Raw genomic sequence first — 12,245 nt, forward strand, 5'->3', positions numbered from 1 at the left:
TAGGGCACACTCAACCCATGCGTGCCGCTGGGCGGAACGACGACCCGGAACGAACCGGAGCGGACGGCCTGGTCGCCGCCCGGATCTCCGCGCTGCTGTCGGCCTTCCGTCCCGGCGACGACGCGCTCGGCGTTTCCGAACTGGCGCGGCGGACCGGTCTGGCGAAGTCGACCGTCCACCGGCTCACCGGTCATCTGGTCGCGACCGGACTGCTCGAACGTCAGGACGCGACACTGCGGCTCGGGCTGAAACTGTTCGAAATAGGCCAGCTGGCGGTACGGCGCCGAGGGCTCGTCGAGGCGGCGCGGCCGTATCTGGCCGATCTCCGCGAGGCGACCAGGAACACCGTGCACCTGGCGGTCCTGGAAGGCACCGAGGTCGTCTACCTCGACATCCTGCGGGGGCCCGACGCGCCATCACTGCCGTCCCGGATCGGCGGCCGGTTTCCCGCGCACGCCACCGGCGTCGGCAAGGCGATCCTCGCGTTCTCCCCCGAATCCGTGGTGACACAAGTGATCGACGCCGGGTTGCCGCGCGTCAGCGTGCGGACGATCACCGCCGCCGGCCTGCTTCGCCGTCAGCTCGCCAAGATCCATGGCGAAGGAATCGCGTTCGAGCGCGAGGAATCCGGGGTCGGTGTCGTCTGCGCGGCGAGCCCGCTGCTCGACGCGCAAGGGGTGGCGGTGGCGGCGTTGTCGATCTCCGGCTGGGCGAACCGCATGCACACCAACCGGGTCGCGCCCGCGGTGCGGACCGCCGCTTTGGCGTTGTCGCGCACGCTTTGAGGTCTACGCGACGAGCCCTCGCCGGACCAGTTCCGGCCGCACGCCTTCACCGAACCAGTACGCCTCCTCCAGATGCGGGTAACCGGAGAGGACGAACTCCTCGATGCCGTGCGCGTGGTACTCCTCGATGAGGTCGGCGACCTCCCCGTGACTGCCGACGAGGGCGGTGCCCGCGCCGCCGCGCACCAGACCGATCCCGGCCCACAGGTTCGGGTGTATCTCCAGACCGCGGACGCCGCCGCCGGTCTTCCCGCCGTGCAGTGCCGCCATCCGTTGCTGGCCGACGGATTCGCTGGCGGACAACTGTTTCTGAGTGTGGGCGATCCGTTCGGGATCGATCGCCTCCAGCAGTTTTCCCGCCTCCGCCCAGGCTTCCGCCGACGTGTCACGGGAAAGGGTGTGCAGCCGGATGCCGAACCGGAGCTTCCGTCCCTGCTCCTCGGCGAGGTCACGGACCCTGGCGATCTTTTCGGCGACCTGCGCGGGCGGCTCGCCCCACGTGAGGTAGACGTCGGCGTGCCTCGCCGCGACCGGGAGCGCGGCCGCGGACGACCCGCCGAAGTAGATCGGCGGCACCGGATCGGGTGCCGCCCGGGTGGTCGCGCCCTCGACCTTGAGATGCTCGCCCGCGTAGTCGAACGGCTTGCCGCTCCACACGCCGCGCACGATCCCGAGGAACTCGCCGGTGCGCGCGTACCGCTGGTCGTGATCGTGCCAGTCACCGAAACGGCGCTGTTCGACCGCGTCGCCGCCGGTGACGACGTTGAGCAGCACGCGTCCCCGCGAGATCCGCTGGAACGTCCCGGCCATCTGCGCGGCCAGCGTCGGGGAGATCGTCCCGGGCCGGAACGCGACCAGGAATTTGAGGCTTCTCGTCTCGCGGATGAGCGCGGCCGTCGTCAGCCACGCGTCCTCGCACCAGGTCCCGGTCGGCGTCAGCACGCCTTCGAAACCGTTGGCCTCGGCGGCGCGGGCGACCTGTGCGAGGTAGTCGAGGCTCGGCTCGCGGGCGGCGGACGCCCCGGCGGCGCGGCCGGCGTGGAAGTGCTCGACGATCGTCCGGCCGTCACCGGTGGTGGGCAGGAACCAATGCAGCTTGAGCGTCACGGTCCCGAGCTTCGGCTCCCCGCACCGGGCTGGTCAAACAGCGAGCCTCGCGTCCCGCGATCTGGACGCATTTAGTCCTCTGAATGCGGTCAGCCGCCGAACATCAGCCGCCATTCCTCCAGCGACTTGGGCCGGTACACGAAGTTCGTGTCCTTGACGCGCGAAAGGTTCGCCGACGGCTCGGCGGAGTACTGGTGCCCCGGGTAGACGACCGGATCCCCGTCGAGCCCGGCCAGCCATTGCAGGCTCCGGTAGATCGCCTCCGCGTCACCGCCGGGGAAATCGGTCCGGCCGCAGCCTTCGAGGAACAGCGTGTCGCCGGAGACGAGCCGCCCGTCGACCAGGAAGCACTGGCTGCCGGGCGTGTGTCCCGGCGTGTGCAGCAGCCGGATCGGCACCGCGCCGACCTCCAGCACGTCGTCGTGGTCGTGCGAGCGCAGATCGGTTTCCGAGACGCCGGTGATCCGGCGGACCCATTCGGCTTCGGCGGTGTTGACGTGGATCGGTACCTGGACGCGCTCCAGCAGCTCCGCGATCCCCGGCAGTGAAAAGCCCATCATCTCGCCGCCGACGTGGTCGGGGTGGTGATGCGTCGCGAGCACGCCGCTCAGCCGCATGCCGTCGGCTTCCAGCAGGTCGAGCAGATCGCCGACGGCGTACGCCGGGTCGACGATGACGGCCTCGTTCGTCTCCCGGTCGCCGATCAGATAGGCGAAGTTGAGCATCTGCGTCGCGACCGGGTCCCCCACCGCGAAGTCGCGGCCCGCGAGCAATTGCCGGAAGTACAGCCTGTCAACCATGCGGACACCTTACGGCGCTACTCGCCGGTCGTTCCGTCGGCCAGCTCCCGCAGGATGTCCAGATGCCCGACGTGCCGCGCCGTTTCCTGGACGACGTGGGCGAGCACCCAGCGGACGGTGAACTTCCCCGACCGGCGCGCCCGGTCGTCCGGCGAGACCCCGGCCAGCGACGACTCCGAGAGCGCCCACTCGGCGCGGTACGCCTCGACGACCGAACGCGGGTCGTCGTCCTCGGTCAGGTCCCAGCTCGGATCCGGTGAGCCTTCCCACAGCGAAGGCAGCCCGGCGCCGCCCGCTTCGATCGAGAGCCACCAGCGCTCCACGGCCGTCAGATGCTTGAGCAGCCCCAGCGCGCTCATCCGCGGGGACACCGTCAGCGGTGTCGCGGCCGCCTGCTCCCTGGTCAGCCCGGCGACCTTGTTCACCGCGGTGGCGCGGAGGAAACGCAGGAAGTCCCACTGGATCCCGGCTTCGTCCTCGGCGATCCCGTCCGGCCAGGCTCGCTCCACCGGCTCTGCGGGACTCGAACTCGTGTTCGACATTTCACCACCCTACACAGACGACGATCACCCGTGATCGAAGGCGTAACTCGCGTGATCGAAGGCGTAACTCGTGAGTTACGCGCCCGATCACGTGAGATCTCCGGATGGGCACCGCAGGGCTAGGCTCGTGGTTCATGTGGTGGGGATTGATTTGCGCGTTCTTCGCGGCCGGTGCGTACGGCGTCGCTTCGGTGATGCAGGCGATCGCCGCGAAAGCGACCTCGGGCGCCGAGGACCGCGTCGATCCCCGGCTGCTGGTGCGGGTGTTGCGGCAGTGGAAGTTCGTCGCGGGTCTGGCGCTGGACGTGATCGGGTTCGTCGCCCAGCTCGCCGCCCTGCGCGTGCTGCCGTTGTTCGTGGTCCAGGCGGCGTTGGCGGGAAGCCTCGCCGTGACCGCGGTCGCGGCGAGGACGCTCGGTGTCCGGTTGGGACGTCGCGAGTGGACGGCGGTCGCGGTCGTCTGCGCCGGGCTCGCGCTGCTCGGGATGTCGGCGGAGAGCGAAGGCTCGTCGGCGACCGGGCTGGGTTTCCGGCTGGTGCTGATCGGCGCGGTGGTCGTACTCGGCACGGCCGGGATGTTCGCCGGCCGCGCGCCGCGGCGGATCCGGACGCCGGCGCTGGGCCTGATCGCGGGCCTGTGCTTCGGCGTGGTCGCCCTGTCCGGCCGCGTGCTCACCAGCCTCGCCCCGCTGGATCTGCTGACCGACCCCGCCGTCTACACCTTGGGCGTGGCGGGAGCGCTGGCGATGTTGTTCTACGCCACCGCGTTGCAACGCGGCAGTGTCACCACCTCGACCGCGATGATGGTGATCGGCGAGACCGTCTTCCCTTCCCTGATCGGGGTTCTCGTCCTCGGCGACACCACGCGACCGGGGTTCGCGGCCGTGGCGGCGGTCGGGTTCGTGCTCGCGGTGTCGGCGGCGCTGGCGCTGGCCCGCTTCGGCGAGCCCGCGCCGATCGAGCCGGTCAGCGCGCAGCTCGGCTGACCCCGCGCCGGGACACCAGGAGCCAGGCCAGGTACAGCCCGCCGATCGCCCCGGTCACCAATCCGACGGGCAGGCCGGCGAGGAACTGCTGGGTGATCAGATCACTCGAAACCAGCAGGAGCATGCCCATCAGCGCGGCCGCGGCGAGCCCGGGTCCCGAAGACCGCGTGAGCCGCTTCGCCAGCTGAGGCGCGGCGAGCGCCAGGAACGCGATCGGACCGGCGGCGGCCGTGGCGATCGAACACAGCCCCACACTGACCGCGAGGAGCACGACCCGGCTCCGCTGCACCGGCACACCCAGCCCCTTGGCCGAGTCGTCACCCATCTCCAGCAGGGAAAGCCTTCTGCCGTAGACCAAGGCGGGCGGAAGCAGGACGGCGATGGCGATCGCGACCGGCACGACGTGCTCCCAGCCGCGGCCGTTGAGCCCGCCGACCAGCCATGCCTGGGCCGCGAGGCCGTCCTGCCAGGCGGCCCTGGTGATCAGGTACGAGTTGAACGCGATGAGCATCGCGTTCACGCCGATGCCGACGAGGATCAGCCGGAAGGTGTGCACGCCGCCTTTCAGTGCGAGCAACGCGATCAAGGCCGCGGTGACGACGCCGCCGACCAGCGCACCCAACGACACCTGGAGCATACCGCCGTGCACGACGATGATCGTCAGCAACGCGCCCGCGGCGGCGCCTTCGGTGAAGCCGATGAAATCGGGGCTGCCCAAGGGGTTCCCGGACAGGCTCTGCAGGATCGCGCCACTGACCGCGAGCGCGCCGCCGACCAGCAACGCGGTCAGCAGCCGCGGCAGCCGCAGGGTGGTCACGATGAACTCGGTGCTCCGGTCGCCGAAGCCGAACAGCGTCTGGATGACCTCGCCGACGGACAACGGGTAGTCGCCGGTGGTCATGCTGACCGCGCCGACGAAGAACACGGCGACGGCCAGCAGGGTGACGACGATCGCCGCCCGCGGGGTCACGCGCAGGGACAGTCCGCCGCCCGGGGTGCGCAGGACGCGGGTGCTCATCGGTGGGTGGTCCTTGGTGGTCGTCACAGGCGGGCCAGCTTCCTGCGGCGGCAGAGCGCGATGAACACCGGCGCGCCGAGGAACGCGACGACGATGCCCGCCTGCAGTTCCTCCGGCGGGTTCAGCACGCGGCCGACGACGTCGGCGCCGATCAGCGCGATCGGCGCGAGCAGCATCGAATACGGCAGGACCCAGCGCTGGTCCGGGCCGACCAGCATGCGCGCGGCGTGCGGCACGGCGAGCCCGAGGAACAGGACCGGCCCGATGGCCGCGGTCCCCGCGCCGCAGAGGAGGGTCACCACGATCGCGCCGAGCACGCGGGTGCGGCCGATGTGGGCGCCGAGCGCCTTGCCGGTCTGGTCGCCGAGCGCGAGGATGTTGAGCGGCCGGGCGAGCAGCAGCGCGATGACCGCGCCGACCGCCACGAACGGCGAGATCTGCCAGAACACGTCCCATTTGCGGCCGCTGAGCGAACCGACGTTCCAGAAGCGGAACTGGTTGAACGTCTCGGGCATCAGCAGCAGGATCCCGACGATGTAGGCCTGGAGCACCGCCATCACGGCCGAACCGGCGAGCACGAGCCGGTCCGGGGTGGCGCTGCGGCCCGCCGAGCCGAGGACGTACACCACGATCGACGCGATCGCCGCCCCGGCGAAGGCGAACCAGATGTAGCCGAGCACGCCGGTGACCCCGACGAACGCGATACCCGACACGACCGCGGCCGACGCACCGGTGTTGACGCCGAGCAGGCCGGGGTCGGCGAGCGGGTTCCGGGTGAGCGCCTGCATCACCGCGCCCGCGAGGCCGAGCGCCACGCCGACGACCACGCCCAGAAGGGTCCGCGGGATGCGGAGGTCGTGGATGATCACCGCTTCGGTCGAGCCGTCGTTGTGCCACAGCACCGACCAGGTGGAGGTGAACGGGATGCTCTTCGACCCCACCCAGATACTGAGCAGGAACACGAGCGCCAGCAAGGCGAGCCCGACCACCAGACCGCCCGCGCGGAACGTCCGTGCCGCCGCGCTGGGCGGGGACGCCGCGGCGGCGGGCGCGCGTTCGGTGACGACCACGGAACCTCCCTTGAGTGAGGCGAGGCTAACCGAACGCCGGAGTTCACCTCAACGAGCTACCTACTTAGACTAGCCTTACCTACCCCCGACCCACGGAGGCGCCGGTGTCCGCAACGGCCACCACCAGCCGGAGCGTCCTGCGCCAGGCCATCTCCGGGCAGCGACGTCGAGTCACGCTCGCTTCCGTGCTCGCCGCCGGACACCAAGGCGGTGAAGCACTCGTCCCGGTGATCATCGGGGTGGTGATCGACCAGGCGGTCGCCGGCGGTTCCGCGGGCACGCTCGTGTTCTGGCTCGCCGTGCTCGGCGTGGTCTTCGCGGGACTGTCCTACAGCTACCGGTTCGCCGCGAGAGCGGCCGAAGGCGCCTCGCTGCGGGCGGCACACGACCTCCGCATCGCGATCAGCCGTCGTGTCCTGCATCCCGGCGGTGGGGCCGAAAACGGCAAGCTGGCGGGGGAACTGGTCAACATCGGCACCAGCGACGCGCAGCGGGTCGGCGTGGTGAACGCGGCGTTGCCGTTCGGGATCGCCGCGCTCGCCGGGGTGCTGGTCAGCGCCGTCGCCCTGCTGCGCATCTCACTTCCGCTGGGTCTCCTCGTGCTCTTGGGCACGCCGCCGCTGCTGTACCTCGCGCATCTCATCGGCAAGCCGCTGGAACGCCGCAGTGAGGCCGAACAGGAGCGTTCCGCGCACGCTTCGGGGGTCGCCACCGACCTGGTCTCCGGCCTGCGGGTGCTCAAGGGCATCGGCGCCGAACCCGCCGCCGTCGCCCGTTATCGGGACACCAGCCAGAACTCGCTGAAGGCCACCTTGCGCGCCGCGCGGGCGAAGGCGTGGCACGACGGTGCGGTGCTGGCGCTGACCGGCGTTTTCATCGCGGTCGTCGCGCTGGTCGGCGGACATCTCGCCTCGTCGGGGTCGATCAGCGTCGGCGACCTCGTCGCCGCGGTGGGGCTGGCCCAGTTCCTGCTCACCCCGTTCCTGATCTTCTCGTGGGTCAACGGCGAACTGGCGCAGGGCCGCGCGTCGGCGTCCCGGGTCGCCGACCTGCTGACCACGCCGGTGGCGGTCGAACCGGGCGACGGCGAACTCCCCGCCCCCGCCGGCGGGAACGTCAAGTTCACCCAGGTGTCGTACCGCAGCCTCCGCGGGGTCGACCTCGACATCCCGGCCGGGCAGCTGATCGGCGTCGTCGCGGCCGATCCGGCCGCCGCGACCGATCTGCTCGACTGCCTCGGCCGCGCGGGCGATCCCGCCGAGGGCAAGGTCCACGTCGACGGCGTCGATCTGTCCACTGTGGACCCGGATCGGGTGCGGGAGGTCGTCCTGGTCGCCGCGCACGACGCGGACCTGTTCGAAGGAACGCTGGCGGAGAACGTGCACGCCGATGGCCGCGATTCCGGTGACGCGCTGGCCGCGTCGGCGGCCGACGAGGTCGCGGCGGCGCTGCCGGACGGCACCGCGACCGCGGTCACCGAACGCGGTCGTTCCCTCTCCGGCGGCCAGCGGCAACGGGTCGCGCTCGCCCGCGCGCTCGCCGCGGACGCGCCGGTGCTCGTCGTCCACGACCCGACGACCGCGGTGGACACGGTGACCGAGGCGAAGATCGCCACCGGGCTCGCCCGGCTACGACAAGGACGGACCACGATCCTGGTGACCACGAGCCCCGCCCTGCTCGCCGTGACGGAGCGTGTCGTCGTCCTCGACGGCGGCCGGATCACCGGCGAGGGCGGCCACGCCGAACTCGCCCGCGACCGCGCCGACTACCGCGCGGCGGTGCTGTCATGACCCGCGAACTGCTCCCCACCGCCGACGGCAGGCGGATCCGCGCGGTCCTCGGCGAACTCCTCCGCACCTCGAAGGCCCGTGCCGCCGGCGCGCTGGCGATGCTCGTCTGCGCGACCGCGATCGGGCTGCTCACCGCACGCCTGCTCGGCCACATCGTCGACCTGGTCATCGAAAAACGGCCCGCGACCGAACTGACCACCCCCGTGGTGGCACTGGTGCTGGTCGCCGTCGGGCAGGCGATCGCGACGGCGCTGGGTGTCTCGCTGACCGCGAAGCTCGGCGAAACGCTGCTGGCGGAACTGCGCGAACGGTTCGTCGACCGGGCGCTCGGTCTCCCGCTGGAGCAGGTCGAACGCGCGGGCTCCGGCGACCTGACCGCTCGCGTCACCAACGACGTCACGGTGGTCGCGAGGGCGGTCCGCGAGGCCCTGCCCGAACTGGGCCGCTCGGTGCTCACCATCGTGCTGACCCTCGGCGCGCTCGCCGTCCTCGACTGGCGGTTCCTGCTGGCCGCGTTGCTGGCGACGCCGATCCAGCTGCACACCGTGCGCTGGTACGTCCGCAACGCCGTGCCGTTGTACGCGAAGCAGCGGATCGCGACCGGATCACAGCAACAGCAACTGCTCGACACGATCGGCGGCGCGAAGACCGTCCGCGCGTTCCGGCTCGCCGACGCCCACGTGGAGCGGGTCCGGCAGCGGTCCGAGGGCGCGATGGACCTGATGCTGCGCGGCGTCCGGCTGATGACGAAGTTCTTCGCCCGGCTGAACCTGGCCGAGTTCGTGGGCCTCTCGGCCGTGCTCGCGGCCGGTTTCCTGCTCGTGGGCGCCGACGCGGTGACCGTCGGCGCGGCGACGGCGGCGGCGTTGTACTTCCACAGCCTGTTCGGTCCGATCAACAGCGCGCTGGCGCTGGTGGACGACGCCCAAGCGGCCGCCGCGAGCCTCGCCAGGCTGATCGGTGTCGCCGACCTGCCCGCCCCGCGCGAACCCGAACTGCCCGCGAAACCCGTTGACGCGTCGGTGAAGGCGGCCGGACTCTGTCATTCCTATGTGGACGGACATCCGGTGCTGCGGGACGTCGACCTCAGCCTCTCCCCCGGCGAACGGGTCGCGCTGGTGGGCGCGAGCGGAGCCGGGAAGACGACGCTGGCCAAACTGATCGCCGGGATCCACACCCCGGACTCCGGGACGATCGCCGTCGGCGGCGTTCCGCTCGACGAGCTCGGGCCGTCCGCCACCCGGCAGGCCGTCGCGCTGATCAGCCAGGAGGTCCACGTCTTCGCCGGTTCGCTGGCGGACGACCTCAGGCTCGCCCGCCCCGGTGCGACCGACGCGGAGTTACTGGCGGCCTTGGAAAAAGTCGGCGCGCGCGGCTGGGCCGAGGCACTGGACGAAGGTCTCGCGACCGTCGTCGGCGAAGGCGGGCACCAGCTGACCGTCACCCAATCCCAGCAACTGGCGCTGGCCAGGCTGGTTCTCGCGGACCCGCCGATCGCGATCCTCGACGAGGCCACCGCCGAAGCCGGGAGCGCGGGCGCGAAAACCCTCGAAGCCGCCGCGGCCGCCGCACTGGAAGGCCGGACCGGTCTCGTCGTCGCGCACCGGCTGACCCAGGCCGCGGCGTCGGACCGCGTCGTCGTGCTCGAAGCGGGCGCGATCGTCGAAAGCGGGACACACGACGAACTCGTGGCCTCCGATGGTCAGTACGCAACGCTTTGGGCGGCCTGGTCGGACAACCGTTCACGGACGTGACCCGGGCCGCACCGTCACCGGTTGCAATCGAGCGGTCCGCGTCTTAGGTTAGCCAAACCTGATCCTCGATTAATCCGGCATTCCGCCGGACAGCCGATCACGAAGGACGGATGATGGCCCGAATCCCCACCCTCTCCGCCGTGCGCGGGCGCCTGAAGACCGCCGGCCTGCTGGCGTCCACCCTGGTGCTGGCCGCCTCGCTCACCGCGTGCGGAGGAGGCGGCGAGTCGGCCACCCCGGCCGCGCAGAACTCCGCCGGCTCCGCGGTGGACGCGAACGCGTTCCCGACGACGATCGAGCACAAGTACGGCAGCACCACCATCACGCAGGAGCCCAAGCGTGTCGTCACGGTCGGCCTGACCGAGCAGGACGCGCTGCTCGCCCTCGGCGTGGTCCCGGTCGGTGTCACCGACTGGCTCGGCAAGTTCCCCGGCACCATCGGCCCGTGGGCGACCGACAAGCTCGGCGGCGCCGCGCTGCCCGAGGTCCTCAAGGACGTGGACGGGCCGCAGTACGAGAAGATCGCCGCGCTGAAGCCGGATCTGATCATCGCGCTGTACTCCGGGCTCACCAAGGAGCAGTACGACAAGCTGAGCCAGATCGGCGTCCCGGTCGTCGCGCAGCCCAAGGAGTACAACGACTACGGCATTCCCTGGCACGAGGCGACCAAGAAGGTCGGCCAGGCCGTCGGTCGCGCCACCAAGGCGAACGAACTGGTCAAGGGCGTCGAGGACAAGTTCGCCCAGGTCCGCAAGGAGCACCCGGAGTTCGCGGGCAAGTCGGCCCTGATGGCCTCGACCTACGAGGGCTATTTCGTCTACGGCAGCCAGGACGGACGTTCGCACATCCTCGAATCGCTCGGTTTCAAGCTGCCCGCCGACCTCGACGCCGCCATCGGTGACAAGTTCGGCAAGAGCCTCAGCGCCGAGCGGACCGACCTGCTCGACCGCGACGCGCTCGTGTGGCTCATCGACACCCCGGCCAAGGCGCAGGAGATCCTCGGCAAGGACGCGCTGTACAGCGGGCTGAAGGTGTCGAAGGAAAAGCGTGAGGTCTTCATCGAGAACGAAGGCACCTATGGCAGCGCGGTCTCCTTCGTGACCGTGCTGAGCCTGCCGTACGTGATCGACCGAATCGTCCCGCAGCTCGCCGCCGCGGTCGACGGTGACCCGAAGACCGAGGTCAAACCGGCCAACTGAGCCGTTTCCTCTTGAGTACATGACCGAAGTCCGTGAAGGCCTCCTTGAGGGACTCTGGGTCCCTCAAGGAGGCCTTCACGGACCGGCCTGGGTCCTTAAAACTCAGGAGACCCAGGAGTTGTGCAGTGGAATGGTGATCTGCTTCAGCCAGGTCTTCGTGGTGAAGTCCCGGGCCTTGATGACCACCGAGCCCGGCGAGACCTCGACCTGCAGCCCCTGGTTGAACGCGCCGCCGAGGGACACTTCCCCGCCTTTGCCGTCGTCCGTCCAGCCGGTCTGCACGGCGGCGGTGTTGACGACGGTGAACCCTTCGAGATTCCCGGTGCCCGGCACCACGCGGCGGACCACCCAGTCCGACAGGTTCAGGTCCCAGTGCGTGTGCCCGGAGAACAGGAACACGTCCCGGTGGCGGCCGAGGATCGAAAGCAGCCTGTCGGGCTGGAGGTAGTCGGACCGGTAGAGCTTGTTGTGCGTACCGGAAACGGTGTTGGGCAGCGGATGATGCGTCAGCACCATCACCGGGCTGCGCCGGTTCGACCAGTACCGGAGGCGCTGTTCGAGCCAGGTGAACTGCCGGTCGCTCATCCACACCTCGTCCCACAGTTTGGGGTCGTGGTACTTCGCGTACTGCTCGGTTCCGAGGCAGAGCACCGGAACGCCGCCGAACGAGGTCTCGGAGTAGACGGTGTTGCGGCCCGCGAACCGGTAGAAGCTGCGGAAAAGCGAATCCTCGGTCGTCCCGTTGGGCCAGGTCTCCTGGGCGAGGGTGTCGGGATCGCGCCACTTCGGGACGTAGAACTCGTGGTTGCCGATGGCCCACGCGACCTCCCGCGGATGCGGGTGCTTGTCGAAGGTCGAGCGAAGCTGGGCGTACTCGAAGTCGTAGCCGCGCGGGGTGAGATCCCCCGCGATACCGAGTCCCGCGCTGCCGGGGTTGATCGCGTGCAGGTCGTCGAGCGCCTTGCCGAAGTCGGCGAGATCCCCCTGGATGTCACTGAGGATGTTGAAGCGGACGACCGGCCAGTGCGGTCCCCACTTCGCTTGCCCCTGCGGTTGCGCCTCCGCCTCACCCGGCAGCATCGCTGCCCCTGCCGCCGCGCCACCGGCGGCCACCATGAACGCTCTTCGATCCATAACCCGAACGCTACTCACGTTTTATGGACGAATTCGGTCGCGATTCTGAACAACGCAAGT

General features: G+C 70.2%; 11 protein-coding genes. 5 read left to right on the forward strand and 6 right to left on the reverse strand.

From position 1 onward, the window contains the following. Nucleotides 1–17 precede the first annotated feature (17 nt). A complete protein-coding gene (locus ACIHAO_RS25460) occupies nt 18–785 on the forward strand; it encodes an IclR family transcriptional regulator (RefSeq protein WP_125678361.1) in 768 nt (255 codons plus the stop codon). 3 nt (nt 786–788) lie between these two features. On the opposite strand, the gene ACIHAO_RS25465 is transcribed toward ACIHAO_RS25460, so the two are convergent. From ACIHAO_RS25465 to ACIHAO_RS25475, 3 genes are all read right to left on the reverse strand, one after another. Next, nucleotides 789–1,892, reverse strand: coding sequence for an LLM class flavin-dependent oxidoreductase (locus ACIHAO_RS25465; RefSeq protein WP_396561772.1), 1,104 nt, complete (start codon nt 1,890–1,892; stop codon nt 789–791). Nucleotides 1,893–1,981: 89 nt separating this feature from the next. Then, nucleotides 1,982–2,692: an MBL fold metallo-hydrolase gene (locus ACIHAO_RS25470; protein ID WP_396561774.1), complete on the reverse strand. Its 711-nt coding sequence runs from the start codon at nt 2,690–2,692 to the stop codon at nt 1,982–1,984. Nucleotides 2,693–2,709: 17 nt separating this feature from the next. Further along, on the reverse strand, nt 2,710–3,234 hold the full coding sequence (locus ACIHAO_RS25475) for a DinB family protein (protein ID WP_396561776.1): 525 nt from the start codon (nt 3,232–3,234) through the stop codon (nt 2,710–2,712). A gap of 134 nt (nt 3,235–3,368) precedes the next feature. Here ACIHAO_RS25475 and ACIHAO_RS25480 point away from each other — a divergent pair, with 134 nt between their 5' ends. Then, nucleotides 3,369–4,220 carry a hypothetical protein gene (locus ACIHAO_RS25480; protein WP_396561778.1) on the forward strand — a complete coding sequence of 284 codons (852 nt, stop codon included), beginning with the start codon at nt 3,369–3,371 and terminating at the stop codon, nt 4,218–4,220. Here the strand turns inward: ACIHAO_RS25480 and ACIHAO_RS25485 are convergent. Both ACIHAO_RS25485 and ACIHAO_RS25490 read right to left on the reverse strand, forming a co-directional pair. Beyond that, on the reverse strand, nt 4,201–5,238 hold the full coding sequence (locus ACIHAO_RS25485) for a FecCD family ABC transporter permease (RefSeq protein ID WP_396561780.1): 1,038 nt from the start codon (nt 5,236–5,238) through the stop codon (nt 4,201–4,203). The genes ACIHAO_RS25480 and ACIHAO_RS25485 overlap by 20 nt on opposite strands. 23 nt (nt 5,239–5,261) lie before the next feature. Next, nucleotides 5,262–6,308, reverse strand: coding sequence for a FecCD family ABC transporter permease (locus ACIHAO_RS25490; protein ID WP_396561782.1), 1,047 nt, complete (start codon nt 6,306–6,308; stop codon nt 5,262–5,264). A 104-nt stretch (nt 6,309–6,412) separates the two neighbouring features. On the opposite strand from ACIHAO_RS25490, the gene ACIHAO_RS25495 reads away from it, so the two are divergent. From ACIHAO_RS25495 to ACIHAO_RS25505, 3 genes are all read left to right on the forward strand, one after another. Beyond that, nucleotides 6,413–8,098, forward strand: coding sequence for an ABC transporter ATP-binding protein (locus tag ACIHAO_RS25495; RefSeq protein WP_396561784.1), 1,686 nt, complete (start codon nt 6,413–6,415; stop codon nt 8,096–8,098). Continuing rightward, nucleotides 8,095–9,852 carry an ABC transporter ATP-binding protein gene (locus ACIHAO_RS25500; protein ID WP_396561787.1) on the forward strand — a complete coding sequence of 586 codons (1,758 nt, stop codon included), beginning with the start codon at nt 8,095–8,097 and terminating at the stop codon, nt 9,850–9,852. The genes ACIHAO_RS25495 and ACIHAO_RS25500 overlap by 4 nt, the downstream gene beginning before the upstream one ends. A 113-nt stretch (nt 9,853–9,965) precedes the next feature. Beyond that, nucleotides 9,966–11,051, forward strand: a complete 1,086-nt coding sequence (locus tag ACIHAO_RS25505) for an ABC transporter substrate-binding protein (protein ID WP_396561789.1) — start codon at nt 9,966–9,968, stop codon at nt 11,049–11,051. Between the two features lie 102 nt (nt 11,052–11,153). Here the strand turns inward: ACIHAO_RS25505 and ACIHAO_RS25510 are convergent, their stop codons facing one another. Further along, nucleotides 11,154–12,185 (reverse strand): metallophosphoesterase family protein, encoded by a 1,032-nt coding sequence (locus ACIHAO_RS25510; protein ID WP_396561791.1) that lies wholly within the window; start codon nt 12,183–12,185, stop codon nt 11,154–11,156. Nucleotides 12,186–12,245 lie beyond the last annotated feature (60 nt).

Source organism: Amycolatopsis sp. NPDC052450 (genome assembly GCF_044547565.1).
Taxonomy (GTDB): domain Bacteria; phylum Actinomycetota; class Actinomycetes; order Mycobacteriales; family Pseudonocardiaceae; genus Amycolatopsis.

Bases quoted from the DNA above. Each gene is read 5' to 3' on its own strand.
- ACIHAO_RS25470 (WP_396561774.1), bottom strand. From the start codon at position 2,692: ATGGTTGACAGGCTGTACTTCCGGCAATTGCTCGCGGGCCGCGACTTC.
- ACIHAO_RS25505 (WP_396561789.1), top strand. From the start codon at position 9,966: ATGGCCCGAATCCCCACCCTCTCCGCCGTGCGCGGGCGCCTGAAGACC.
- ACIHAO_RS25485 (WP_396561780.1), bottom strand. From the start codon at position 5,238: ATGAGCACCCGCGTCCTGCGCACCCCGGGCGGCGGACTGTCCCTGCGC.
- ACIHAO_RS25475 (WP_396561776.1), bottom strand. From the start codon at position 3,234: ATGTCGAACACGAGTTCGAGTCCCGCAGAGCCGGTGGAGCGAGCCTGG.
- ACIHAO_RS25510 (WP_396561791.1), bottom strand. From the start codon at position 12,185: ATGGATCGAAGAGCGTTCATGGTGGCCGCCGGTGGCGCGGCGGCAGGG.
- ACIHAO_RS25460 (WP_125678361.1), top strand. From the start codon at position 18: ATGCGTGCCGCTGGGCGGAACGACGACCCGGAACGAACCGGAGCGGAC.
- ACIHAO_RS25500 (WP_396561787.1), top strand. From the start codon at position 8,095: ATGACCCGCGAACTGCTCCCCACCGCCGACGGCAGGCGGATCCGCGCG.
- ACIHAO_RS25480 (WP_396561778.1), top strand. From the start codon at position 3,369: ATGTGGTGGGGATTGATTTGCGCGTTCTTCGCGGCCGGTGCGTACGGC.